Source organism: Glaciimonas sp. OK215 (assembly GCF_057787885.1).
Window position 1 is genome coordinate 4,409,257 of sequence record NZ_CM173544.1, and the last position, 24,075, is coordinate 4,433,331.

The 24,075-nt window shown below is 55.9% G+C and carries 24 protein-coding genes and 3 tRNA genes; 12 read left to right on the forward strand and 15 right to left on the reverse strand.

The features are described 5' to 3' along the window. Window positions 1-54 precede the first annotated feature (54 nt). The 12 genes from urtB to AC3CHX_RS20455 all read left to right on the forward strand — a co-directional run bounded on the left by urtB (window position 55) and on the right by AC3CHX_RS20455 (window position 11,416). Window positions 55-1,671 (forward strand): urea ABC transporter permease subunit UrtB, encoded by a 1,617-nt coding sequence (gene urtB, locus AC3CHX_RS20400; RefSeq protein ID WP_488629835.1) that lies wholly within the window; start codon window positions 55-57, stop codon window positions 1,669-1,671. Beyond that, entirely contained in the window at window positions 1,668-2,834 is a 1,167-nt protein-coding gene (urtC, locus tag AC3CHX_RS20405) for an urea ABC transporter permease subunit UrtC (protein WP_488629836.1), read from the forward strand. The genes urtB and urtC overlap by 4 nt, the downstream gene beginning before the upstream one ends. Further along, window positions 2,831-3,685: an urea ABC transporter ATP-binding protein UrtD gene (urtD, locus tag AC3CHX_RS20410; RefSeq protein ID WP_488629837.1), complete on the forward strand. Its 855-nt coding sequence runs from the start codon at window positions 2,831-2,833 to the stop codon at window positions 3,683-3,685. Before urtC ends, urtD begins: the two co-directional genes overlap by 4 nt. 29 nt (window positions 3,686-3,714) lie before the next feature. Continuing rightward, on the forward strand, window positions 3,715-4,413 hold the full coding sequence (gene urtE, locus AC3CHX_RS20415) for an urea ABC transporter ATP-binding subunit UrtE (RefSeq protein WP_488629838.1): 699 nt from the start codon (window positions 3,715-3,717) through the stop codon (window positions 4,411-4,413). A gap of 8 nt (window positions 4,414-4,421) precedes the next feature. Then, entirely contained in the window at window positions 4,422-5,342 is a 921-nt protein-coding gene (locus AC3CHX_RS20420; RefSeq protein ID WP_488629839.1) for an urease accessory protein UreD, read from the forward strand. Window positions 5,343-5,411: 69 nt separating this feature from the next. Next, complete coding sequence (locus AC3CHX_RS20425) at window positions 5,412-5,714, forward strand: urease subunit gamma (RefSeq protein ID WP_488629840.1); 303 nt, start codon at window positions 5,412-5,414, stop codon at window positions 5,712-5,714. 21 nt (window positions 5,715-5,735) lie between these two features. Continuing rightward, on the forward strand, window positions 5,736-6,089 hold the full coding sequence (locus AC3CHX_RS20430; RefSeq protein ID WP_488629841.1) for an urease subunit beta: 354 nt from the start codon (window positions 5,736-5,738) through the stop codon (window positions 6,087-6,089). Then, complete coding sequence (ureC, locus tag AC3CHX_RS20435; protein WP_488629842.1) at window positions 6,086-7,786, forward strand: urease subunit alpha; 1,701 nt, start codon at window positions 6,086-6,088, stop codon at window positions 7,784-7,786. The genes AC3CHX_RS20430 and ureC overlap by 4 nt, the downstream gene beginning before the upstream one ends. Window positions 7,787-7,852: 66 nt before the next feature. Then, complete coding sequence (gene ureE, locus AC3CHX_RS20440) at window positions 7,853-8,374, forward strand: urease accessory protein UreE (protein ID WP_488629843.1); 522 nt, start codon at window positions 7,853-7,855, stop codon at window positions 8,372-8,374. A 16-nt stretch (window positions 8,375-8,390) separates the two neighbouring features. Next, window positions 8,391-9,071 carry an urease accessory protein UreF gene (locus AC3CHX_RS20445; protein ID WP_488629844.1) on the forward strand — a complete coding sequence of 227 codons (681 nt, stop codon included), beginning with the start codon at window positions 8,391-8,393 and terminating at the stop codon, window positions 9,069-9,071. A 50-nt stretch (window positions 9,072-9,121) separates the two neighbouring features. Next, complete coding sequence (gene ureG, locus AC3CHX_RS20450) at window positions 9,122-9,751, forward strand: urease accessory protein UreG (RefSeq protein WP_488629845.1); 630 nt, start codon at window positions 9,122-9,124, stop codon at window positions 9,749-9,751. Window positions 9,752-9,973: 222 nt separating this feature from the next. After that, window positions 9,974-11,416: a catalase gene (locus tag AC3CHX_RS20455; RefSeq protein WP_488629846.1), complete on the forward strand. Its 1,443-nt coding sequence runs from the start codon at window positions 9,974-9,976 to the stop codon at window positions 11,414-11,416. A gap of 62 nt (window positions 11,417-11,478) precedes the next feature. Here AC3CHX_RS20455 and AC3CHX_RS20460 read toward each other — a convergent pair whose 3' ends face one another. The 15 genes from AC3CHX_RS20460 to AC3CHX_RS20530 form a co-directional block, all read right to left on the reverse strand. After that, entirely contained in the window at window positions 11,479-11,730 is a 252-nt protein-coding gene (locus tag AC3CHX_RS20460) for a hypothetical protein (RefSeq protein WP_488629847.1), read from the reverse strand. Between the two features lie 199 nt (window positions 11,731-11,929). Then, window positions 11,930-12,005, reverse strand: a tRNA-Gly gene (locus AC3CHX_RS20465). Window positions 12,006-12,418: 413 nt separating this feature from the next. Continuing rightward, on the reverse strand, window positions 12,419-13,603 hold the full coding sequence (locus tag AC3CHX_RS20470) for an acetyl-CoA C-acyltransferase family protein (protein ID WP_488644881.1): 1,185 nt from the start codon (window positions 13,601-13,603) through the stop codon (window positions 12,419-12,421). Window positions 13,604-14,232: 629 nt separating this feature from the next. After that, a tRNA-Cys gene (locus AC3CHX_RS20475) sits at window positions 14,233-14,306 on the reverse strand. Between the two features lie 123 nt (window positions 14,307-14,429). Beyond that, a tRNA-Gly gene (locus AC3CHX_RS20480) sits at window positions 14,430-14,505 on the reverse strand. Window positions 14,506-14,621: 116 nt separating this feature from the next. Next, the gene (gene pgsA, locus AC3CHX_RS20485) at window positions 14,622-15,194 is read right to left on the reverse strand and encodes a CDP-diacylglycerol--glycerol-3-phosphate 3-phosphatidyltransferase (RefSeq protein WP_488629848.1); all 573 of its coding nucleotides are present in this window, start codon (window positions 15,192-15,194) and stop codon (window positions 14,622-14,624) included. Window positions 15,195-15,312: 118 nt separating this feature from the next. Beyond that, the gene (gene uvrC, locus AC3CHX_RS20490; protein WP_488629849.1) at window positions 15,313-17,169 is read right to left on the reverse strand and encodes an excinuclease ABC subunit UvrC; all 1,857 of its coding nucleotides are present in this window, start codon (window positions 17,167-17,169) and stop codon (window positions 15,313-15,315) included. A gap of 36 nt (window positions 17,170-17,205) precedes the next feature. Then, window positions 17,206-18,267 carry a beta-N-acetylhexosaminidase gene (nagZ, locus tag AC3CHX_RS20495; protein WP_488629850.1) on the reverse strand — a complete coding sequence of 354 codons (1,062 nt, stop codon included), beginning with the start codon at window positions 18,265-18,267 and terminating at the stop codon, window positions 17,206-17,208. After that, complete coding sequence (acpS, locus tag AC3CHX_RS20500; RefSeq protein ID WP_488629851.1) at window positions 18,264-18,656, reverse strand: holo-ACP synthase; 393 nt, start codon at window positions 18,654-18,656, stop codon at window positions 18,264-18,266. Before acpS ends, nagZ begins: the two co-directional genes overlap by 4 nt. 9 nt (window positions 18,657-18,665) lie before the next feature. After that, window positions 18,666-19,427 carry a pyridoxine 5'-phosphate synthase gene (pdxJ, locus tag AC3CHX_RS20505; protein ID WP_488629852.1) on the reverse strand — a complete coding sequence of 254 codons (762 nt, stop codon included), beginning with the start codon at window positions 19,425-19,427 and terminating at the stop codon, window positions 18,666-18,668. Between the two features lie 69 nt (window positions 19,428-19,496). After that, window positions 19,497-20,747 (reverse strand): benzoate/H(+) symporter BenE family transporter, encoded by a 1,251-nt coding sequence (locus AC3CHX_RS20510; protein ID WP_488629853.1) that lies wholly within the window; start codon window positions 20,745-20,747, stop codon window positions 19,497-19,499. A gap of 16 nt (window positions 20,748-20,763) precedes the next feature. Next, entirely contained in the window at window positions 20,764-21,609 is an 846-nt protein-coding gene (gene recO / locus AC3CHX_RS20515) for a DNA repair protein RecO (RefSeq protein WP_488644882.1), read from the reverse strand. A 115-nt stretch (window positions 21,610-21,724) separates the two neighbouring features. Then, window positions 21,725-22,636, reverse strand: coding sequence for a GTPase Era (gene era, locus AC3CHX_RS20520; RefSeq protein ID WP_488629854.1), 912 nt, complete (start codon window positions 22,634-22,636; stop codon window positions 21,725-21,727). Further along, window positions 22,633-23,649, reverse strand: a complete 1,017-nt coding sequence (gene rnc, locus AC3CHX_RS20525) for a ribonuclease III (RefSeq protein ID WP_488629855.1) — start codon at window positions 23,647-23,649, stop codon at window positions 22,633-22,635. The genes era and rnc overlap by 4 nt, the downstream gene beginning before the upstream one ends. A 20-nt stretch (window positions 23,650-23,669) precedes the next feature. Next, complete coding sequence (locus AC3CHX_RS20530; RefSeq protein ID WP_488629856.1) at window positions 23,670-24,062, reverse strand: DUF4845 domain-containing protein; 393 nt, start codon at window positions 24,060-24,062, stop codon at window positions 23,670-23,672. Between the last annotated feature and the right edge of the window lie 13 nt (window positions 24,063-24,075).

Genomic DNA, 24,075 nt, shown 5'->3' on the forward strand with positions numbered 1-24,075 from the left:
CATCCACGCAGTGGAAAACGTATCAGTTAGCATCAACCGGTGGCAAACAGACTAATGAACATCTCAAGAAAAATCCTTCTCATTGCAAGTATGTGCCTGCAAACCATGCTGGCACACGCTGCCATCGATGCGGCGCTGCTCAAGCCGCTGGCCGGCGACAGCCCCGACGCCCGCATCGCCGCGGTCAACCAGATCGCCGCGCTCGCCAACGACGACGCACTGAAGATACTCAACGCCTTGCATACCGATGCGCTGTATGCCAGACCGAACGGCGAGGTCCTGATCGTCGATGACAGCAAGACCGATAACCCGGCACTCAATCCCGCCACCGATCAGGCCGGACCGACCCCGGACGACGCCGAAGGCATCAGCGTCAACAACCGTCTGCGCGCCGCAGTCGAAGGCGCGCTTTCAGGCCTCAAACTGTTTTCCCCCGACAGCAAGCTGCGCATGGCGGCAGCGACCGACTTAATGAAGAACGCCGATGCGGGCCAAATCCCGCTGATCAGCAAGGCGCTGCAGAAAGAAAGCGATCCGGACATTCAGGCCACTCTGCAGCAGGTCATCGCCACCGCCAACTTGCATGCGACCGATCCGGCCTTGCGCAAGGCTGCCGTCAAGACGCTCGCTACCAGTACCAACGCCAACATCAAACCCGCATTGCAACGGCTGTTGGAAAAGAATCCCGATGGCAGTTACATCGAACCCGACGAAACGATACGGATCGAAACCGTGCGCACCCTGGGCGCGCTGAATCGTCAACTGGCCGCCATTGAATTCATCGGCAAAGTGTTTTACGGGATCTCGCTCGGCAGCGTCTTATTGCTGGCGGCGCTCGGCCTGGCCATCACCTTCGGGCTGATGGGCATCATCAACATGGCGCACGGCGAAATGCTGATGATAGGGGCTTACACCACCTATGTATGTCAATTGTTGTTCCGCAATTTTCTACCGGGTGCGCTGGACGCGTATCTGCTGGCAGCGTTGCCGGCAGCCTTCATTGTCACTGCCGCCGTCGGCATCGCGCTCGAGCGTTTAGTGTTGCGCTGGTTGTATGGACGGCCACTCGAAACCCTGCTCTGCACCTGGGGTATCAGTCTGATGCTGATGCAGGCAGTGCGCTCGATTTTCGGTGCGCAAAATGTCGAAGTCGCCAACCCGTCCTGGATGTCCGGCGGCGTCACGGTACTCGGCTCGCTGGTGCTGTCGTACAACCGTATCGTGATTATTTTCTTTGCGCTATTCGTGGTGGTTGCGGTCTGGCTGATCTTGAATAAAACCCGTCTCGGCTTGTTTGTCCGCGCGGTCATGCAAAACCGCCGCATGGCGGCCTGCGTCGGCGTCGCCACCGCCAGGATCGACATGATGACCTTCGGCCTTGGCTGCGGCATCGCCGGACTGGGCGGCGTCGCCCTCTCGCAGTTGGGTAACGTCGGCCCTGATCTGGGGCAAGGCTATATCGTCGATTCCTTCATGGTGGTGGTGCTCGGCGGCGTCGGTCAACTGGCTGGCACGGTGATCGCCGCCATCGGCCTGGGCGAGGTCAACAAGTTCCTGGAACCGGTGGCGGGCGCAGTGCTGGCCAAGATTGCGATCCTGGTGTTCATCATTGTATTCATTCAAAAACGTCCACAAGGCTTGTTCGCACTGAAAGGCAGGAGCATCGAATGAAACCGCTTCGTTTCGAATATGGCAAGACGCCAACATCGCTGCGATCGCTGCAGCCAATCTTACCGGCAAAAAACCTGCTGTTCTCACGACCTGCTTGGGCCGGCATTGGCGTCTGCGGCATCGTTCTATGCCTGCTGCCGATACTCAATCTGAGCTTCCCGGATGGCCACGCGTTGCATATCTCGAGCTACACGGTGGCGCTGATCGCCAAGTTCATGTGCTACGCGATGGCCGCTCTGGCGCTGGACCTGGTATGGGGTTACGCCGGCATTCTGTCGCTCGGCCATGGGGTATTTTTTGCGCTGGGCGGCTATGCGCACGGCATGTATCTGATGCGGGCGATCGGACGGGACGGCGTGTATCAAAGCAACTTGCCGGATTTCATGGTGTTCCTCGACTGGAAAACCTATCCGTGGTTCTGGTCGCTCACCGATCACTTCTGGTATTGCATGGCGCTGGTGGTGCTGGTGCCGGGTCTGCTGGCGTTCGTGTTCGGCTATTTTGCGTTCCGCTCACGCATCAAGGGTGTGTATTTCTCGATCATCACGCAAGCGATGACGTTCGCCTTCATGTTGCTGTTCTTCCGCAACAACACCGGCTTCGGCGGCAACAACGGCTTCACCGACTTCAAGCGCATCCTGGGTTACTCGCTCACCGCAGCGTCGACCAAGGCGACGCTGTACCTGATCACTTTTCTGTTTTTATTCGCTACCTTGCTGCTATGCCGCTGGATCGTCAACTCCAGGCTCGGACGCGTGCTGCAGGCGGTCCGTGATTCCGAATCGCGGCTGATGTTCATCGGCTACGATCCGCTCTGGTTCAAGCTGTTTGTCTGGACCCTTTCGGCTGTGCTGTGCGGGATCGCCGGCGCACTGTATGTCCCGCAAGTCGGCATCATCAACCCGTCCGAAATGTCGCCCGCGAATTCGATCGAAATGGTGATCTGGGCCGCAGTCGGTGGCCGTGGCTCGCTGATCGGGCCGATCGTCGGCGCGTTTACCGTGAACGGCCTGAAGAGCTGGCTCACCGCTGCCTTTCCGGAACTCTGGCTATATGCGCTGGGACTGATATTTATATCGGTGACGCTCTTCATGCCGCAAGGAATACTTGGCATAGCGCACCAACTGAAACAGAAATTCGGCCGCGGCAAGGGGGCCGCATGAGCGAAATATTCCACCCCGGACAGCGCTCCGGCAACATCGACAATCGCCAGCATGCCGACCACGGCACCTCGTACGCGCGGATCAAACCGGCAGGCGTGGACACCACGCACGGCGCGATCCTGTATCTGGAAAACATTACCGTTTCGTTCGATGGATTCAAGGCGCTGAACAATCTGAATCTGGATATTTCGGTAGGCGAACTGCGTTGCATTATCGGGCCCAATGGCGCTGGCAAGACCACCATGATGGACGTCATCACCGGTAAAACCCGGCCGACTTCCGGTACCGCGTTTTTCGGCCAGACCATCGACTTGACCAAGCTCACCGAATATCACATCGCGCACGCCGGCATCGGCCGCAAATTTCAACGTCCGACCGTGTTCGAACAGCATACGGTATTCGAAAACCTGGAACTGGCGATGAAAATGGACAAGCGCGTCAGAACCACGCTGTTCGCGCGCCTGTCGTCGGAACAGCTCGGCAAGATCGATGAGATTCTGAAACTGATACGTCTGAACGGTCAGGAAACCAGGCTGGCCGGGCTGCTCTCCCACGGCCAGAAGCAGTGGCTGGAGATCGGCATGCTACTGATGCAGGAGCCGCAGTTGCTGTTGCTGGACGAACCGGTGGCGGGCATGTCGGATGCCGAGACCGCCCGCACCGCCGAATTGCTCAATGAATTGCGCGGCAAACATTCGATTATGGTGGTTGAGCACGATATGGGTTTCGTGAGCGAAATCGCGCAGCAAGGCAAAGTCACGGTGCTGCATGAAGGCGCCGTGCTGGCCGAAGGCAAGATGGCGGAGGTGCAAGCCGATGAGCGCGTCATCGAGGTGTATCTGGGCCGCTGAACGACGACAACCATCGAGGATAAATGCACATGTTAAACGTCGATCAACTCAATCAATACTACGGCTCCTCGCACACCTTGCGGGGCGTATCGCTGACGCTGGCAAAAGGCAAATGCCTGAGCCTGCTGGGGCGCAACGGCGTCGGTAAGACCACGCTGCTGAAATGCCTGATGGGCGTGCTGCCGAGCGCCACCGGCAAGGTGATGCTGGAAGGTCGTGACATCACCAGGCTGAAACCGCACCAGCGCGCAGCGCTAGGCATCGCGTATGTGCCGCAAGGACGTGAAATCTTTGCCCGCCTGACGGTGGAAGAGAACCTCTTGATGGGCATGGCAACCCAATCCGGCAAGAAAGCTGCGCTCATCAAAGCGGAAGTCTACGAACTGTTCCCGGTGCTCAAAGAGATGCTGCAGCGACGCGGCGGCGATCTGTCCGGCGGTCAGCAACAGCAGCTGGCCATTGCGCGGGCCTTGCTGGCGGAGCCGAAATTGATCATTCTAGACGAGCCCACCGAAGGCATACAGCCGTCGATCATCAAGGACATCGGCCGCGTGATCCGCCTGCTGCGCGAACGCGGCGACATCGGCATTCTGTTGTGTGAACAATACTTCGACTTTGCCCGTGAACTGGCCGATGACTTTATTGTGCTATCGCGCGGAGAGGTAGTCGCAGCGGGGTCGCAAGCGCAAATGGACGATGCAAGCGTGAAACGGCACTTGGCAGTATAGTGCTGGGCATGAAATTTGTTGATACTCCCCTTCCCATTCTCCCCGCATCGACCAAAGAGTCAGGCGCAGTCGCAGCTGCGGTAAAACAGGCAAACCCGCCCGCCCCGTGGCAGGCGCGCCTGACCCTGGGCTTTGCCAACGATCGCGGCACGACACGCCTGATCGAACGTAGCCATTTCGGCCCGTTGCGGATACAAAAACCGCTTTACCCGGAACATCCTGCCGTCTGCCACGCCATCATCATCCACCCGCCCGGCGGCGTAGTGGGCGGCGACCAGCTGACGATTACCGCCGACGTCGGCAAGGCGGCGCATGCGCTCATCACGACACCCGGAGCCGCCAAATGGTACAAAGCCAACGGCAATCTGTCGCAGCAGCAGGTGCGGCTACGCGTCGCTGAAGATGCGGCGCTTGAGTGGCTGCCGCAGGAAACCATTTTCTTTAACCATGCCGCGGTAACACTTGATCACCAGGTCGAGTTGGCCGCCGATGCGCGCTACATCGGCGGCGAAATACTGTGCTTCGGCCGCACCGCTTCCGGCGAGTCGTTTGACGCCGGGAAGATTGTGCAACGCACCAGCATCCACCGCGGCGGCAAGCTGCTCTGGTTTGAACAAGGCGCGCTGCACGGTGGCACTGCCGCCATGAGCAGCCCGTTGGGACTGGCTGGGTATACCGTCTGTGCGACCCTGATTGCCGTCGGAAAAGTACTGCCAGGCAACATTGTCAACAACTTGCGCGAGTCGGCCCGCGACCTGACAAACGGTCATGCCAGTATTGGTGCAACGCAGATAAAATCCGTACTGGTGATGCGCTTTCTCGGGCATTCCAGCGAACTTGCCAGACAGTGGATGACGCAAGCCTGGCAACAAATCCGGCCGCAGTTACTGGAACGCGAAGCCGTGGTACCACGGATTTGGAATACCTGATGTAGCGATTGCAAGATAGTTTGCGAGACAAATTACAAGATAATCGACAAAACACATAGAAAGAAGCCGATGGAACTGACCCCCAGAGAAAAAGACAAGCTCCTGATCTTCACGGCCGCCCTGCTGGCAGAACGACGCAAGGCGCGCGGCCTGAAACTAAATTATCCGGAATCGATCGCGTTGATTGCCGCAGCGATCATGGAAGGCGCGCGCGATGGCAGGACGGTGGCCGAACTGATGTCGGACGGTACCAAAATCCTGAGTCGCGCCGACGTGATGGACGGCATCGCGGAAATGATTCCCGACATTCAGGTCGAAGCCACCTTCCCGGATGGCACCAAGCTGGTGACCGTGCATCACCCGATTCCCTAATTTTACATACTGGACATCCCCATGATCCCAGGCGAAATGCTGATCGAAGACGGCGACATCGAACTCAATGTCGGCCGCACAACCACCGCCATCACGGTCGCCAACAGCGGCGACCGGCCGATTCAGATCGGCTCGCACTTCCATTTTTATGAAACCAATCCAGCCTTGCAGTTCACCCGCGCAGACGCGTATGGCATGCGGCTGGATATCGCCGCCGGCACCGCCGTGCGGTTTGAACCGGGGCAGACGCGCAGCGTGGAGCTGGTGGCGCTGGCAGGTTCACGCAAGGTCTATGGCTTCAATGGACAAGTGATGGGTGCACTGGAAGAAAAACCAACGGAAAAACAAGCGCCGATAAAGAAAGAATTGAAATGAGCAAAATTTCCCGCCAGGCCTATGCCGAAATGTTCGGCCCCACCACCGGCGACCGCATCCGCCTGGCCGACACGGCGTTGTTCATAGAAATCGAAAAGGATTACGCGACCTACGGCGAAGAAGTCAAATTCGGCGGCGGCAAGGTAATCCGCGATGGCATGGGCCAGTCGCAACGCAATCACAGAGATGTCATGGACACCGTCATCACGAATGCCGTGATCCTCGACCATTGGGGCATCGTCAAGGCCGACATCGGGCTCAAGAGCGGCAAGATCGCCGCCATCGGCAAAGCCGGCAATCCCGACATTCAGCCTGACGTGACCATGGCGATCGGTGCAGCGACTGAAATCATCGCCGGCGAAGGCATGATAGTGACCGCCGGCGGCATCGATACGCACATCCATTTCATCTGCCCGCAACAAATCGAAGAAGCCCTGATGAGCGGCGTCACCACCATGCTCGGCGGCGGTACCGGACCGGCGGTCGGCTCCGCCGCGACTACCTGTACACCGGGGCCGTGGCATTTGCATGCGATGCTGTCGGCGGCCGATGCCTTCCCGATGAATATGGGTTTTCTGGGCAAGGGCAACGTCAGCCTGCCGACGCCGCTGGAAGAACAGGTGCGCGCCGGCGCCATCGGCCTGAAGCTGCATGAGGATTGGGGTTCGACACCGGCAGCGATCGACAATTGCCTGAGTGTGGCGGACCGCATGGATGTGCAGGTGGCGATTCATAGCGATACCTTAAACGAAGGCGGCTTTCTGGAACATACGCTGGCCGCATTCAAGGATCGCACCATCCATACCTTTCATACCGAAGGTGCCGGGGGCGGCCATGCGCCGGACATCATCGCTGCAGTCGGTCAAGGCAACGTGCTGCCGTCCTCCACCAATCCGACCCGTCCGTATACCGTCAACACACTCGACGAACACCTCGACATGCTGATGGTCTGTCATCACCTCGATCCTGCGATTGCCGAAGACATCGCCTTTGCCGAATCACGTATCCGGCGCGAGACGATTGCGGCAGAAGACATCCTGCACGACATCGGCGCAATCAGCATGATGTCGTCCGACTCGCAGGCGATGGGCCGGGTTGGCGAGGTCATCATGCGCACATGGCAAACCGCGCACAAGATGAAAACCCAGCGCGGTTCCCTGGCAGAAGACAACAGCCGCAACGACAACTTCCGAGCCAAACGCTACATCGCCAAATACACGATCAATCCCGCCATCACGCATGGCATTTCCCATGTGGTCGGCTCCATCGAAGTCGGCAAGATCGCCGATCTGGTACTGTGGAAACCGGCTTTCTTCGGCGTCAAACCGTCCATGATCCTGAAAAGCGGAATGATCGCGGCCGCCCAAATGGGCGACCCGAACGGCTCGATCCCAACGCCGCAGCCAGTCCATTACCGGATGATGTTCGGCGCCTACGGCGGCGGCCTCAAAACCTCGCTGACCTTCATTTCGCAAGCTGCGTACGACGATGGCATCGGTGACCTGCTGAAATTGAATAAACCTGTGGTGGCAGTCAAAAACATGCGCCACTTGCGCAAGCATCACATGATCCACAACGGCGCCACGCCGCACATGGAAGTGGACCCGGAAACTTACGAAGTACGCGCCAACGGCGAACTGCTGGTATGCGAACCGGCCAGCATCTTGCCGATGGCGCAGCGTTACTTTTTATTTTGACGACCTGATGTTGCGCAACATCAGCGCATCAGATAACACCCCAGAAAATTATTTAGAAAAAATCCCATGCTGACGCTGAATACAAAAATAGACCATGCCGACCAGATTGATGGCGAACTGGTATTGCCCTACGACCTGCGCGAAAAAAGCCGTCTGCGCGCCAACCTGACCTCGGGTCAGGAAGTTGGCGTGTTCACCGTGCGCGGTACCGTGCTGCGCCATGGCGACCTGATCAGCGGCCAGGACGATCAGGGACGACAAGCGGTAATCAAAATTCTTGCCGCCGATGAGGCAACTTATCGGGTCGAATGCGCTACCTCGCTAGCCCTGCTGCGTTGCGCCTTCCACCTCGGCAATCGCCATACGCAGGCGCAAGTCGGCGACGGCTTCCTGCGGATCCGCAAAGATGCGGTATTGAAGGAAATGCTGGAAGGCCTCGGCGCGACCGTCACTGAACAGCTCGCGGCATTCGAACCGGAAGCAGGCGCCTACGGCGGCGGTCATCATGAGCACGAAGGCCTGCTGGCCCCAATCCCGTTGCGCCAGAAAATCCATCGCCCCGGCGATATGCCGGAACCGACCAACTAAGCCGCTGACCGTCACCATGCAAGCGACCGCCCTGCTCCATCTGCTGCAACTCTCCAGCCCGTCGCTGCCGATCGGCGCATATAGCTATTCGCAAGGACTTGAATCGGCAATTGAACAAGGGCTGGTAAAAGATCAAAGCTCGGCGCGGACCTGGATTGTCGACAACCTGCAGCACGTCGTCGCCCACTTTGAAGCCCCGATTTTGTGGCGCTTGTTACAGGCATTTGCTTGCCGCGATGCGAATGCTGTGGGCATCTGGACCGAGCGTTTTATTGCTGCGCGCGATACTGCGGAGTTCCGTGCCGAGACCATACAAATGGGCTATTCGCTCGGCAAGCTGGTGCTTGATCTGCAGATTGGCGATGCGGCATTGCTGCGCATCTTGCAGGAACAGCCGGAACTGCCGCTGCCCACCGCATTCGCGTTCGCATCGGTAGCGTTGCAGGTACCGCATGAGGCCGCACTGCTCGGCATGCTGTTTTCCTGGGCCGAAAATCAGGTTTTGGTCTGCGTCAAATCGGTGCCGCTCGGCCAGGTCTCCGGTCAGCGCCTATTGCTGTCGTTGCAGCCCGAACTGCAACGCGCCGCCGAACATGCGCAACAGCTGGCCGACGACGATCTGTCCAACTGGTCGCCCGGCTTGTCGCTGCTATCCATGCAACACGAACAGCAGTTTAGCCGTTTGTATCGTTCCTGATCTTCCTGTCCGCCCGATTATTTAACAATTTTATTCAAGCGATTTTCATTATGAGCAACTCCACAACTTCCAATCCGCTACGCGTAGGCATCGGTGGCCCGGTCGGTTCCGGCAAGACTGCACTGTGCGAAATGTTATGCAAAAGCATGCGGGATGATTACGAGATGGCGGTCATCACCAACGACATCTACACCAAAGAAGACATGGAAATCCTGTTGCGCGCCAATGCCTTGCCAGCCGAGCGCCTGATGGGTGTCGAAACCGGTGGTTGCCCGCATACCGCGATCCGTGAAGACGCGTCGATCAATCTCGAAGCGATTGCCCGCATGAGCGCTGACTTCCCTGATCTCGACCTGATTTTGCTGGAATCCGGTGGCGACAACCTGGCGGCGACATTCAGCCCGGAATTATCCGATCTGACGATTTACGTGATCGACGTCGCCGGCGGTGAAAAAATCCCGCGCAAGGGCGGCCCCGGCATCACCCGTTCTGATCTGCTGATCATCAACAAGACCGATCTGGCACCGTATGTCGGCGCCAATCTCGACGTAATGGCGCACGATGCCAAGCGGATGCGCGGCGACCGCCCTTTCATCTTTACCAATCTGCGCAGCGGCGACGGCGTCGAAAAAGTGGTCGCCTTCATTCGCACGCAAGGATTGCTGGATCAGGCCGGATAGTCAAAGTCATGAGTTAGCTTTTTCAGATCGATCAAATCACATTAATTTGCCGAAAGTAATGATTACTGAACTTTCCATATGGCGATAATGCCAAATCATGGCGAGTTAGTCGTCAATCAATAAAAACTATTATTTAAGTAAATATAATTAATTTTATATATTTATTGATATCGCCAATAATGATCATCAGAGACTTCCCTCCCGTACCTCGAAAGGAATCCCATGAAAAAGCTAACCACTGCAGCCGGCGCGCCGGTCGTCGACAACCAGAATATCCAGACTGCCGGAGCGCGCGGACCGGCGCTCTTGCAAGATGTCTGGTTTCTCGAGAAGCTGGCCCATTTCGACCGCGAAGTCATTCCTGAACGCCGCATGCATGCCAAAGGCTCCGGCGCCTACGGCAGCTTCACCGTCACCCACGACATCACCCAATACACCAAAGCCAGGATCTTTTCCGAGATTGGCAAAAAAACCGAGATGTTTGCGCGTTTCTCCACCGTCGCCGGCGAACGCGGTGCGGCCGATGCCGAACGCGACATCCGCGGTTTCGCGCTGAAGTTTTATACCGAAGAGGGCAACTGGGATCTGGTCGGCAACAACACGCCGGTGTTCTTCCTGCGCGATCCCCTGAAGTTCCCGGACCTGAACCGGGCCGTCAAGCGCGATCCGAAAACCAATTTGCGCAGTGCCGACAACAACTGGGATTTCTGGACTTTGCTGCCGGAAGCGTTGCATCAAGTCACGATTGTGATGAGCGATCGCGGCCTGCCGCGTTCCTACCGGCATATGCATGGCTTCGGCAGCCACACCTTCAGTTTCATCAATGCGCAGAACCAGCGCCACTGGGTCAAGTTCACGTTCAAGACATTGCAGGGCATCGAAAACCTGACCGACGCAGAAGCCGCCGCACTGGTTGGGTCGGACCGCGAGAGTGCGCAGCGCGATCTGTTCGACAGTATCGAGAAGCGGGATTTCCCGCGCTGGAAACTGTTTATCCAGATCATGCCGGAAAAAGAAGCCGGCACTTATCACATCAATCCCTTCGACCTGACCAAGGTCTGGCCGCACAAGGACTATCCATTGATCGAAGTCGGCGTGATGGAGTTGAACCGCAATCCGGAGAACTATTTCGCGGAAGTCGAGCAAGCGGCGTTCTCTCCCGCCAACGTGGTTCCCGGCATCAGTTTTTCGCCCGACAAGATGCTGCAAGGGCGTCTGTTTTCGTATGGCGATGCGCAACGCTACCGGCTCGGCGTGAATCACCATCAGATCCCCGTGAATGCGCCGAAGTGTCCGTTCAATAGCTATCACCGCGACGGTGCCATGCGCGTCGACAGCAATAGCGGCGGCACCATCGGCTACGAGCCGAACAGCCAGGGCGCATGGCAGGAACAGCCGGACTTTGCCGAACCGCCGCTCGCGCTCGAAGGGGCGGCCGATCACTGGAATCATCGGGTCGATGACGACTATTATTCGCAGCCGGGTGCGCTGTTCCGCCTGATGACGCCAGCCCAGCAGCAGGTGTTATTCGACAACACGGCACGCGCTGTGGGCGGCGCTGCGAAAGAAATCCAGGAGCGGCATATTGCCAACTGCACCAAGGCCGATCCGGCTTACGGTGCCGGCGTTGCCAAGGCGCTGAGTCTGCTGGCTGACCATAAGTAACGTGTAAATAACCAGGCTGAGGTGGTCCCGGATTCTGTCCACACGAACGGGGCCATCTCTATCTACTCTTCGATGCCGAGACCGCTTTCAATCATCCCTTCGATGCAGCTGACGAGGTACTGTTTCAGCGCATCGTCCTTGAGCGTATTGCTCGCGATCGACCCGCTTGGCTTGCCTTTCAGCACGGCGTCGTGGTACACGCTGGCGCACCATTCGACATGTTCGCCGGCGGTGTATTCAACCTGATATTCAAAATACTCGCCGCTGATTTCGCGGGTGTAACTTTCATTGAACTTGGTGATGTTTTCAGCCATGACAATCTCCCAGGTGATCGGACAATTACCTGAGGCCTATATTACGTCACCCTTGGAAAACTAAACTCTGGGGGAGGCAATAGCAGTGCTGGCGCTGAGTAGCCGCGCTACCTTACAGAGTTTTGGAGGGAAAGAAGATTGAAGTGTATAAAAATTCAGACAATAAAAAAGGAAGCCTTGTGGGCTTCCTTTTTTATTTTGGAGCGGGAGAAGAGGCTCGAACTCTCGACCTATACCTTGGCAAGGTATCGCTCTACCAACTGAGCTACTCCCGCATAACCTTTGCTTACCGATACAGGAGGAGATTCCCGAAATCCAAACCTATCTGGAGAGTGACCTCGGCGAAAGGTGAATCTACTCTTGTATCGGCTATGTTTTGCTGACACCTTGCAAAACATACTTAAAGCTAACTAGCGAAGGACCGAATTATACCAGCCCTATGAAAAAACACAACACCTGATTTGAAAAAACTTGAAGCGGGCACCATTTCGAACTGGTACTTACGGCCTTGCAGACCGAATCTGCTTCGAGGAGCCGAATTATAAAGACTTTTTGCTAAAAGTAAAAGAGTCTTTTAAATCAAGAACTAAAACAGCCAGCCTGGACTAATTATTGATATGCCGGAATCCGGTGCTGCGGCACTCCTTGGCAGGAGTACCGCACACTTCCGATCAGCCGCAACGCATCATCAGATACGTTCGATGATCGCCGCGATACCTTGACCGCCACCGATGCACATGGTGATCAAACCATAGCGCTTGTTGGTGCGTATCAACTCATAGAGGCATTTGATGGTAATGATCGCGCCACTGGCGCCGAGCGGATGCCCGAGCGCGATGGCGCCACCGTTCACGTTGGTCAGCGCAGGATCCAGGCCCAGTCCTTTGCAAACCCCCAGCGACTGCGCCGCGAACGCCTCGTTCGATTCAATCACCTCCATGTCATTGAGGTTGAGGCCCGCACGTTTCAATGCCAGCTGGACTGCCGGAATGGGGCCGGTCCCCATGATGGATGGATCAACCCCGGCCACCGCATAGGAAACCAAACGTGCAAGTGGCGTCAGGCCGGCACGGGCGGCAGCGCCAGCCTCCATCAGCACGCAAGCTGCGGCGCCGTCGTTGAGGCCGGAAGCATTGCCGGCGGTGACTGTACCGCCCTCTTTCTTGAACGCCGGTTTGAGTTTGGCCAGCGACTCCATGGTGGTATCGGCCTTCGGGTATTCGTCAGTGTCGAATAGTACGACTCCCTTGCGCGTCTTGATTTCGACCGGAACGATCTGGGACGTGAAGCGACCGGCGGCGATGGCAGCAACCGCACGCTTCTGGCTTTCGAGGGCGAACGCGTCCTGGTCCGCACGAGAGATGCCGTATTTCTCTGCGACGTTTTCAGCGGTGATACCCATGTGACCGGCACCGAAAGGATCCGACAATGCGCCAACCATCATGTCGACCATTTTGATATCACCCATGCGCGCGCCCCAGCGAGCTGCTTGCGCCGAATACAGCGACCGGCTCATGCACTCGACGCCGCCGCCGACTGCGATATCGGTCTCGTCCAACTGGATGGCGTTGGCAGCAGTGATGATGGCCTGCAGGCCCGAGCCGCACAGCCGGTTAAGCGTCAGCGCCGTAGAATCCTTGCCCATACCGGCGTTGATGCCCACCACCCGCGAAACGTACATATCCCGCGTCTCGGTGTGGATCACGTTCCCGAACACGATCTGACCGGCCTGAACGGGATCAATCTTGGCGCGTGCAAACGCTTCTTTGACGGCAATGGCCCCCAGATCAGATGGCGAAAAATCCTTCAGCGAACCGCCATAGGTTCCGATCGCGGTACGTGCTGCGCCAACGATCACAACATCTCTTGCAATGGTCATGTTTATTCCTCTTTCTAAGCTTAAATAAAGTAACTCTCTCGTTCCACGTACATCACCTATCTCAATCCAGTACTCCAAGATCGAGATATGATATTCAACGCCAACTCCGCCCGCATTGCGGTCCCAACCAACTTCGGATTGGCACGCAATATGTCGCCGACACCTTGTTAAAGTTGCATGGCAGACTAGAGGTCCCATTGCATGTGGACAAAGTAACGAAAAACGCCTTAGATTACTCTAATTATTAAGTTGAATAAACGTTGATCTGAACGACGTAGGCGCGTGATCAAAACCTGCTATCCGGGCCAATCCAGATAGGCAGCCATTGAAGAAGTTTGGCTACTTCGGAAACCAGTTTGAAAAAGCGCGAGGGACAATGCAGAAGACTAAGCAAAAGAGCGCGGAATCGGGGGCATTCGCTTGCAGTTTGGGGCCTGCAACCAAGATCAGGAAACCTTGCGGGCGCGCAAAATCTGCTGTGCCATTCAATTGAAAGAATGACTGCAGCAAATATTGAAGCAAACGTCGGGGGATCTGGTGCAACCGGTCAGGGCTGAAAATTCCGTTAGCCAGACCGTTACATTGAAAAAACCAAAGAGCGTGTAAGTCTTTGGTTAAAAAATTGGAGGCGGGGGTCGGGATCGAACCGGCGTCTACGGCTTTGCAGGCCGCTGCATAACCACTTTGCTACCCCGCCAAGGGGCGTATTGTAACCGCTAAATCACAAGCACGTTGTGCTACTTTTGCATCTCTTGACGTAGTCAAAGGATGCTAGCCCGGACATTAAAAAAGGAAGCTTTTTGAGCTTCCTTTTTGAATTTGGAGCGGGAGAAGAGGCTCGAACTCTCGACCTATACCTTGGCAAGGTATCGCTCTACCAACTGAGCTACTCCCGCATTTTCTTTGATCTCCGCTGCGTTGTTTTGCGGCATCAACTAGAGAGACGCCATTATAGATGGTTTGAAATTGATGTCAAGCGATTTACAAAAATCTCTCTGAAAATTTTGCGCTGTCACTGCGCTTTTTCTTTAATCAATGGCCACGCCTTGCGCAAATAATAGAACATCGACCAGACCGTCAAGACTGTCGCCACCAGCATCAACACATGGCCAGGAAAACGGATATTGAAACCGAACAAATCACCGTAATACAGCAACATCGGAATCGCAATCATTTGTGCGGCTGTCTTGATTTTCCCCAGAGAACTGACGGCTACCGATTTCGACGCACCGATTTGCGCCATCCATTCGCGCAAAGCGCTGATGGTAATCTCACGACCGATGATGATAAAGGCGATGATCGGGCTCACCCGGTCCAGATTTACCAGTACCAGCAAAGCCCCCGCCACCATCAGTTTGTCTGCAACCGGGTCCAGAAAAGCGCCAAACGCCGACGTTTGATTCCAGCGACGCGCAAGAAAGCCGTCAAACCAGTCGGTTAAAGCCGCCACGATAAACACGATGGCAGATGCAAGTCCGATATCAGTACGGGAAAATCCAAAATCAGGAAGATAGAAAACACCCACCACCAGCGGAATCAAAGCGACGCGTAGCCAAGTCAGGAGGATAGGAATATTAAATGGCATAGATATAAATGGATGTTATTGCTAGGTGACCAAGCGCTGATTATCTAGGAGTATGCCGCAGTTGTGAAATAAAACACGCACAAACTGTCGCAATCAACTTTTCAACCACAGCCAAGGGTCAATGCAACTGGCGGTAAATCTCTTCAGCCAGCTGTCGTGAAATACCTTCTACCGACGCCAAATCCTCGATGCTGGCATCCGCCACCGCGCGTAATCCACCAAAGCGCGCCAGCAGTTTTTGACGGCGTTTGGCACCGACGCCCTCTATCTCTTCCAGGCGCGAGGTCTGGCGCGCCTTGGCCCGCTTGGCCCGCATGCCCGTGATGGCGAAGCGATGCGCCTCATCCCGAATCTGTGCAATCAGCATCAGGGCGGCGGACTCCTTGCCCAGTTCACGCGGTGCACGGTCATCCGCAAAGATCAGTGTCTCCAGGCCAACCCTACGTCCTTCGCCTTTGGCAACGCCGACGATCAGGCCGATATCCAGACCGAGTTCAGTAAGCACCTGCCGGGCCATTTCAACCTGTCCCTTACCGCCGTCAATCAACACGATGTCCGGCATCGTACCGCCGCCGCTGGCGACCTTCTCGTAGCGCCGCATCAGGACCTGACGCATCGCCGCGTAGTCATCGCCGGGTGTAATGTCCTTGATGTTGTAGCGCCGGTACTCGCCATTTTGCATGGCGTGATGATGGAACACCACGCACGATGCCTGGGTTGCTTCACCGGAGGTATGACTGATATCGAAACACTCTGCGCGCAGGGTATCGATATCTGCGATGTCGAGTGCCAGCGCATCGACCAGCGCCCGTGTGCGGGCTTGCTGCGAGCCCTGCTCCGACAGCAATCGCGTCAGCGAAATCTCGGCCCCCTTCTGTGCCATGTCGAGCCACTGGCGACGCTGGCCCTGCGGCTGAAACACCAGGTTGATACGGTGTCCGCATTGCTCCATCAATGCCAGCATTAACGCCGGTTCGTCGATGGCAAGGTTCAGGATCAGCGTACCGGGAATAAAGGTATCGATGTAATGCTGCGCCAAAAACGCCTTCATGACGGCGATGTCAATCGCCTCTTCAGCACTGGCAAGGGCGCTTTCGACATGCGTCGGGAAATACGCCCGGTCACCGAGATGACGGCCGCCGCGCACCATCGCCAGATTGACGCAGACACGCCCGCCCTGAACGATAGCCGCAATAATATCGATGTCGCTATCGCCAACGACCTCCATACTCTGCTGATGCAATACTCGCGACAAGGCGCCGATTTGATTGCGCACCACTGCGGCCTGTTCGAACTTCAGCTCGGCAGCAAACGCATGCATTTTTTGTTCAAGTGCCGCCATCACTTCGGTTTGCCGGCCGCGCAAAAATTTAGCCGCATTGTCGACATCGACTGCGTAATCTTCCTGACTGATCAGATTCACGCAAGGCGCGCTGCAACGCTGGATTTGGTGCAGCAGACAAGGCCGCGTTCGATTCGCAAAAACCGAATCTTCACAGGTCCGCAGCAGAAATACTTTCTGCAGGATCTGCATCGATTCCTTGACCGCCCACGCGCTTGGAAACGGTCCGAAATATTGATTTTTTTTATCGACCGCGCCACGGTAATATCCCATGCGCGGATATTCCTGGCCGCTGATCTTCAGATACGGATACGACTTGTCGTCGCGAAAAAGAATGTTGTAGCGCGGCTGCAAAGTCTTGATCAGATTGTTTTCAAGGATCAACGCCTCTGCTTCGCTCCGCGTGACTGTGGTCTCCAGTCGCGCGATTTTCTCGACCATCATGGCGGTGCGTGGGCTGGCGAGATTCTTTTGAAAATAACTGGAGACGCGCTTCTTCAGATCGCGCGCTTTGCCGACGTACAAAATATTGTCAGCGGCATCGAAATAGCGATACACGCCGGGCAGATTCGGCAGTTTGGCGACGGTCTCAAGCACAATCGCGCGTGGCTCAGGGACAACGGGGTCAGTCATTATGCAAAATTTCTACCAAAGCAACGATTCTACGGGTCAAGCCGGAACTAACGATGCAACTAGCTTCTTCGCCGCCACATATTCCGCGTCCTTGTGCAATGCGTCCCAATCCAGCGCGACGCTCTGCGGCATCAGGGTCGCCAGGCCCGTCGCTTTGGCAGCGCTGGCAGCCGGCTTCAATCCGGCCAGCAACTCATCCGCCTTCTCCGGCGAATTACAGATCAGGACAACATCGCAACCGGCTTTTAGCGCTGCATTGGCGCCATCCAGCACGGTACCGGCGGAACCGGCAGCGGCCATGCTCAAATCATCGCTAAAAATCACACCATTAAAACCAATTTCTTCACGCAAAATTGTCAGCCATTTTTTTGAAAATCCGGCTGAGTGCTTATCCACCTTCGGATAAATCACGTGCGCCGGCATCACTGCCGACAAACTCATGCCGAGCCAGTCATACGGCCTCACGTCCTCATCCATAATCTGCTGCAGGGTGCGCTGATCCAGTGGAATCGACAAGTGTGAATCGCCTTGCACAAAACCATGGCCGGGAAAATGTTTTCCACAGTTCGCCATCCCTGCCAGCTTAAGGCCGTGGCTCAGACTCTTTGCCAGCAAGGTCACTACACGCGGATCGCGATGAAAGGCGCGTTCGCCAATCACGCTCGACTCGCCAAAATCAAGATCGAGCACCGGCGTGAACGACAGATCGATACCACAGGCACGCAATTCCGCGGCCAGTACAAAACCGACCGCCGTTGCTGCTTTGGTCGCAACCAATACATCACGATCCCACAACTCCCCGAGCCGCCGCATGGCCGGCAAACGGGTGAAACCATCGGTTCTGAAACGTTGCACCCGGCCGCCTTCATGATCAACCGCAATCAATACACCGGGGCGCGCTGCATCGATTGCAGCGGTCAACGCAGTCAGTTGCGCGCGATCCTGAAAATTCCGGGTGAACAGGATCACGCCGCCAGTCAGTGGGTGCTGAATACGGCGAATGTCATCAGCGGTCAGACTGGTGCCGGCCACGTCCAGCATGACGGGGCCGAATTGTTGCCGATTATCGTTGCCGTTGCTTGCGTTCACACTATTCATATTTTTTCCACGATGACAAAAGCCACTGCATACTCCACTTCATCGGTAATTGACACCTGAGCAGTCAAGCCGTGCTTTTGCATGAACTCTTCCAGCACACCGCTAGTGATGACGACAGGTTTGCCACTGGAAGCATTCAGCGTTTGCATGGCGCGCCAGGTCATCGGCATTTTCAGCCCAATGCCAATGGCTTTGGAAAATGCTTCTTTCGCCGCAAAACGGGTCGCTAAAAACCGGATGCCGCGGGCCTCGACCTTGGCTTTGCGGTGATGATATTTCGCCAGTTCCTGCGGGCCGAGAATTCTTTCGGCAAAGCGATCGCCATGACGCGACAGTGCCGCTTGAATACGTGAAATCTGGATGATGTCAGTGCCAATACCGTAAATCATAAGGTTCTTTTAACTGTTTCCCAGGCGGGCCTTAACCATCAAAGCCTTCATTTCACTGACGGCGGCTTTCCAACCGACAAACACCGCATGCGCCACAATCGCATGACCGATATTTAATTCGGCGATATCGGGAATCGCGGCAATCGCCTGCGCATTGGTGTAATGCAAACCATGGCCTGCATTCACTTTCAAACCACGCATGACGCCTTCTTGCACCGCGCGCTGCACGCGTTCCAGCTCGCGGCGCTGCTCGACTGCGGTATGGGCTTCGGCGTAGCGTCCGGTATGGAGTTCTATGACTGGCGCGCCGACTTCCGCCGCGGCCTGGATTTGATCTGCGTCTGGATCGATGAAGAGGCTAACGCGTATCCCCTCCGCTTGCAGTTGGCGCACCGCGGACTGCACCTGACTGAAATATTTGACAACGTCGAGACCACCTTCGGTCGTCAATTCGTGGCGGCGTTCTGGCACCAGACAAGAATCCTGCGGTTTGATTTTGCAGGAGAAGTCAATCATCTCCTGCGTCACTGCCGCTTCCAGATTCATCCGTGTGCGCAACAACGGACGGATGATTTCAACATCCGCATCCTTGATGTGACGACGGTCTTCACGCAGGTGCAAGGTAATCACGTCCGCCCCCGCCTCTTCAGCCTCTAATGCAGCCCGCAACGGATCGGGATAGGTGGTACCACGCGCATTGCGCAATGTCGCGACATGGTCAATGTTGATGCCGAGGTCGATGACCGTCGATGTGGGATTCAGGTAGCTCATCAGATTATTTATAAGATCGGATTAAATTGGTAGACGACTCAACGGTACAGCCACGCACAAACTCTGTCATTAATTTTGACGCAAAGAAGTTGGCACCGATGACAAAGACGATGTTGACAGCGGCGCGGCACCTACCGCATCCCCTGTCGGCGTTTGAGTAGCAGCCCGTGGGCGCCAGCTCAACACAAACAGCGCCAGCGCGCCAGCCAGCAGTCCCCAGAAAGCGGCGCCAATACCGAATAACGACACGCCCGAGGCGGTTACAAGAAAAGTAATTAATGCGGCCTCGCGCTGACGGTCGTTCGACATCGCCACCGTTAGGCCATTGGCAATCGTGCCGAATAGCGCGAGTCCGGCAATCGCCAATATCAGTTCTTTTGGAAATGCGGCAAATAGCGCCCCCACGGTGGCACCGAATACCCCCACCAGTAAATAGAAAACACCGGCGGCGATGCCGGCCCAATAACGTTTGCCCGGATCTTCATGGGCTTCCTTGCCCATACAGATCGCGGCAGTAATCGCCGCCAGATTCAGGGAGAAACAGCCAAATGGCGCCAGCACAAAATTCATCGCACCGGTCCAGGTGATCAGTGGCGAAACGGGAGTGTCGTAGCCGGAAGCACGGATGACCGCGACCCCCGGTGCATTTTGCGACGCCATCGTGACCACGAACAATGGAATCCCCACTCCAATCAAAGTAGCCCATGAAAATGTCGGCGCGGTAAACACCGGCTTGGCAAAGGCCACATGAAAATTTTCGAAATGCAATAGCCCCTGCGTCGCAGCAACAGCTGTCCCGAGTACCAGCACGACAATGATGGCGTAGCGCGGCAGCAGGCGCTTACATAAAAGGTAAGCAACAAACATGGCGAACACCAGCAAGAATTGCAGTTTCATGGCGACAAAAACATCCATGCCGAAACGCGCCAGGATACCGGCCAGCATCGCTGCCGCAATCGATAGCGGAATTTTATCCATGGCACGCTCGAACCAACCGGTCACACCGCACAATGTGATCAGCGCCGCCGAAAACAGGAAAGCCCCGATCGCGGCAGACATCGGCACGCCAGCCAGACTGGTGACCAATAGCGCTGCACCCGGGGTCGACCAAGCCGTGACTACCGGCGTCTTATAACGCAATGACAGGCCGATACACGTAATCCCCATGCCTATGCCGAGCGCCAACATCCATGAGCTGATTTCCGCCGACGTAGCACCGGCGGCGGCCGCCGCTTGAAAAATGATGACTGCGGAACTGGTGATACCGACCAATACGGTGACAAAGCCGGCTGCCAGAGAAGACCATGGGAAATTTTTCATTGGCTTTTTTATTTTCTTACAACTGCATCAAATCGATCAAAATCTGGCGCGTATTCAATGGTGCGCCGCCCAAGTGATAGGCCAGCAAGAAACGCATTAATACTTTGCTCTGCGCCTGCGTGGTTGCATCGCTGTAATCCTCGCGCTCCATATCCAGCAATGTCTTGCCGCTGACCGCTGGCCAGCTATCGGAAATCCGCGCCGCCCGCGGCCCGCGCTCCGGATCAACCACATACAGCAGCTCGGGTTCGACCCGCTGCCGGCTGCTGGTACACATCGTAAAATCGCCGGAGACGCCGGTTTCCTTGAGCAACGCGCGTTCGAACTTGCGCAGCACGATCGGTGCCGGTTCCTGATGCGCCAACTGGTTCAGCGTCGCAACATAGTGATCAAATAAAGCCGGATGCGGGTCATCGCGCGCCAACAGTTTCACCAGCAACTCATTCAGATAAAAGCCGCACAGTAACGCTGATTTTTCCAATGGCAACATGCCCCCGACCCATTCGGCAGCGGTCAATGTACGGACTTCGGATTTTCCGCTCCAGCTGAGTGATAGCGGTTGAAAGGTCTGCAGTACGCCGCGCAGTTTCGACAACGGTCGCTTGGCGCCCTTGGCAACCAAAGCAATACGGCCGTAATCGCGCGTAAAGACGTCGAGAATCAGGCTGGTTTCGCGGTGCGGATAACTGTGCAAAACAAAGCCGGGTTGCGCCGCAATCCGCGATTCTGCCGACGGGCGACTGCTGCGCTTAACAATGGTGGAGGGAGTAGCTTTACCGCCGCTGGTGGCGGCAGCGCGTTGAAGATTGTGAAGATTGGAAGCGGTAGGGATAATTGCAGCGGAACGCTGCCGGTCGCTCATAACAGTCTGAGCGACCCCAGGAATTTCAGGATCCAACGCTGCGGGCTGCCGCACCAGTGGCGCGGACACCACATCGACAGCCGCGGCGGCAGTGATAGCGTTCATGCCGTCAGTATTACTCGTAACCGTAGGCGCGCAGTCCGGCTTCGTTATCGGCCCAGCCGGATTTCACTTTGACCCAGATTTCCAGATAAACCGGACCACCGAACAGACGCTCCATATCCAGGCGGGATTGTGTCGAAATATCTTTCAGACGCGCCCCCTTCTGACCGATTACCATTGATTTATGGGTGTCGCGCTCAACCAGAATTGCCGCGAACACGCGCCGCAAATCACCTTCAACCTCGAACTTTTCGATCAGGACGGTGCTGGTGTAAGGCAGTTCATCGCCAACAAAGCGGAACAACTTTTCACGCACAATTTCAGCGGCTAAAAATTTTTCACTCCGATCGGTAATATCGTCTTCGCCGAACATCGGCGGATTCGCAGGCAGATATTTACGTGTTTCGGCTTGTAGATTTTCCAATTGAAAACGCAGCTTTGCCGATACCGGCACCACCGCTGCAAAATCACGCAGCGCCGCGATTTTTTGCGCAAACGGCAGCAATACGGCCTTGTCTTTGACCCGATCCGACTTATTGATCACCAGTATGCATGGCACGCTGGCCGGCAACAATTCAAGTACCTGCTGGTCGGCCGGCCCAAAAGTGCCTGCCTCAATCACAAACAGGATGACATCGGCCGCGGTCAGCGTTGTTGTCACGGTGCGGTTCAGCGTTTTGTTCAATGCATTCGAATGACGCGTCTGAAAGCCGGGCGTGTCAACATACACAAACTGCGTATCCGGCAAGGTTTGAATGCCGGTGATACGGTGTCGCGTGGTCTGCGCTTTGCGCGAGGTGATGCTGACCTTGGCACCGATCAGCTCGTTCATCAACGTCGATTTACCGACGTTGGGACGGCCAACGATAGCAATATAGCCGCAACGAAAGTCTGTTGCTGGTGCCTGGGATACGGAATCTGTCATGCGGTTTTCGATTTACTCGCGGTAAGTGGGGAGGTATTGGGTTCTGCTAATGGCACAGCGGTAGTCACCTTGGCGGCTACCGTTGCCGCCGCCGTAGCTGTCGTTGCTGAGGTCGCCGCCGGAATTTCACCATTGGCACCAGCCGGTGCCGCGCCGGTCGCAAGGGGTGCAGCCGCCTTGGCAGCATGCTTCACCGGCTCGCTCTTGCTTGCTTCCTTGGTCGATGGCTTGACCGCACTTGCTGCGTCAGCAGGTGCATCAGGCTGGATTGTGGCAATACCGGCAAGTTTCAGCTGCGAAGTTCGCGGCTTACTTTTGCGGGTTGCACCGGGTACTTTTACGAAGGCCTGTTGTACTGCTTCCAGTGCCAACTTGGCGGCTGCCTGCTCGCCGGCACGGCGACTACCGCCAGTACCGAATACTTGAATTTCCAATTTTGGTACCAGGCATTCGATTTCGAATTCCTGGTTATGGGCGGCGCCATGGGTGGCGACCACATTGTATTGCGGCAACGCGATTTTTTTGCCCTGCAGGTATTCCTGCAACAGCGTTTTGGCATCTTTGCCCAATGTCTTCGGATCAACGGTATCCAGAATCGGGATGTACAGCGCACGGATTGCATCGCGTGCGACATTGAAACCGGCATCGAGGAAAATCGCGCCGAACAACGCTTCCAGAGTATCCGCCAGAATTGAAGGTCGACGAAAGCCGCCAGACTTCAATTCGCCCTCACCCAACCGCAAAAATTGCGACAATTCGAGGCGTTGCGCGATCTCATATAACGATTGTTGTTTGACCAGATTGGCACGCACGCGCGACAGATCGCCTTCGTCGATCTTGGTGTAGCGATCGAATAGCAGCGATGCGACCACGCAATTCAAGATCGAGTCGCCTAGAAACTCCAACCGTTCGTTATGCAAAGTGCTATGGCTGCGATGCGTCAAGGCCTGCTGCAATAACGTAGCGTCCTTGAAGGTGTGGCCTAGCCGATTTTGCAATAACATGAGGTCCATTTGATCTGCGACTTACTCCATCAATCGATGGCTTTCTTGGTAGATGATTTAGCGGTTGTTCCGGAATACTCAATCAACAGGCTGACTGGTTCAACAATCGGGATCTTTTTCTGATAAGCGAAACTGATTTCAATATCGTCGCCATTCTTGGTAATGTCCAGATCTTTGCCATGAATTGAGTCGATGTAACCTACATCGGCCTGACGATCAAATCCGTTCTGGATTTCCTTTACGGTACCACCCTTGACCTTGACAGCGGCAATCGCTTTCTTGATCGAATTATATTCAATTACTGTCGGAACAACTTTTGCTCCGAGCACCGCAATCAATCCGAGAATCGCTACCCAAACGATCAAGCCAAACAACGTAATACCCTGTTGCTGCTTCCACGATTTCCTGGAAATTTTTGTCATTCCCCGACTCCCG

What these genes read in the sequence shown, in the direction of transcription:
- urtC (WP_488629836.1), top strand. Translation starts at nt 1,668, where the DNA reads ATGAAACCGCTTCGTTTCGAATATGGCAAGACGCCAACATCGCTGCGA.
- acpS (WP_488629851.1), bottom strand. Translation starts at nt 18,656, where the DNA reads ATGATTTACGGTATTGGCACTGACATCATCCAGATTTCACGTATTCAA.
- urtE (WP_488629838.1), top strand. Translation starts at nt 3,715, where the DNA reads ATGTTAAACGTCGATCAACTCAATCAATACTACGGCTCCTCGCACACC.
- AC3CHX_RS20455 (WP_488629846.1), top strand. Translation starts at nt 9,974, where the DNA reads ATGAAAAAGCTAACCACTGCAGCCGGCGCGCCGGTCGTCGACAACCAG.
- AC3CHX_RS20460 (WP_488629847.1), bottom strand. Translation starts at nt 11,730, where the DNA reads ATGGCTGAAAACATCACCAAGTTCAATGAAAGTTACACCCGCGAAATC.
- recO (WP_488644882.1), bottom strand. Translation starts at nt 21,609, where the DNA reads ATGAGCGACCGGCAGCGTTCCGCTGCAATTATCCCTACCGCTTCCAAT.
- nagZ (WP_488629850.1), bottom strand. Translation starts at nt 18,267, where the DNA reads ATGAATAGTGTGAACGCAAGCAACGGCAACGATAATCGGCAACAATTC.
- uvrC (WP_488629849.1), bottom strand. Translation starts at nt 17,169, where the DNA reads ATGACTGACCCCGTTGTCCCTGAGCCACGCGCGATTGTGCTTGAGACC.
- ureE (WP_488629843.1), top strand. Translation starts at nt 7,853, where the DNA reads ATGCTGACGCTGAATACAAAAATAGACCATGCCGACCAGATTGATGGC.
- AC3CHX_RS20420 (WP_488629839.1), top strand. Translation starts at nt 4,422, where the DNA reads ATGAAATTTGTTGATACTCCCCTTCCCATTCTCCCCGCATCGACCAAA.
- AC3CHX_RS20510 (WP_488629853.1), bottom strand. Translation starts at nt 20,747, where the DNA reads ATGAAAAATTTCCCATGGTCTTCTCTGGCAGCCGGCTTTGTCACCGTA.
- ureC (WP_488629842.1), top strand. Translation starts at nt 6,086, where the DNA reads ATGAGCAAAATTTCCCGCCAGGCCTATGCCGAAATGTTCGGCCCCACC.
- AC3CHX_RS20430 (WP_488629841.1), top strand. Translation starts at nt 5,736, where the DNA reads ATGATCCCAGGCGAAATGCTGATCGAAGACGGCGACATCGAACTCAAT.
- AC3CHX_RS20445 (WP_488629844.1), top strand. Translation starts at nt 8,391, where the DNA reads ATGCAAGCGACCGCCCTGCTCCATCTGCTGCAACTCTCCAGCCCGTCG.
- urtB (WP_488629835.1), top strand. Translation starts at nt 55, where the DNA reads ATGAACATCTCAAGAAAAATCCTTCTCATTGCAAGTATGTGCCTGCAA.
- pdxJ (WP_488629852.1), bottom strand. Translation starts at nt 19,427, where the DNA reads ATGAGCTACCTGAATCCCACATCGACGGTCATCGACCTCGGCATCAAC.
- AC3CHX_RS20425 (WP_488629840.1), top strand. Translation starts at nt 5,412, where the DNA reads ATGGAACTGACCCCCAGAGAAAAAGACAAGCTCCTGATCTTCACGGCC.
- AC3CHX_RS20530 (WP_488629856.1), bottom strand. Translation starts at nt 24,062, where the DNA reads ATGACAAAAATTTCCAGGAAATCGTGGAAGCAGCAACAGGGTATTACG.
- pgsA (WP_488629848.1), bottom strand. Translation starts at nt 15,194, where the DNA reads ATGCCATTTAATATTCCTATCCTCCTGACTTGGCTACGCGTCGCTTTG.
- era (WP_488629854.1), bottom strand. Translation starts at nt 22,636, where the DNA reads ATGACAGATTCCGTATCCCAGGCACCAGCAACAGACTTTCGTTGCGGC.
- ureG (WP_488629845.1), top strand. Translation starts at nt 9,122, where the DNA reads ATGAGCAACTCCACAACTTCCAATCCGCTACGCGTAGGCATCGGTGGC.
- urtD (WP_488629837.1), top strand. Translation starts at nt 2,831, where the DNA reads ATGAGCGAAATATTCCACCCCGGACAGCGCTCCGGCAACATCGACAAT.
- rnc (WP_488629855.1), bottom strand. Translation starts at nt 23,649, where the DNA reads ATGGACCTCATGTTATTGCAAAATCGGCTAGGCCACACCTTCAAGGAC.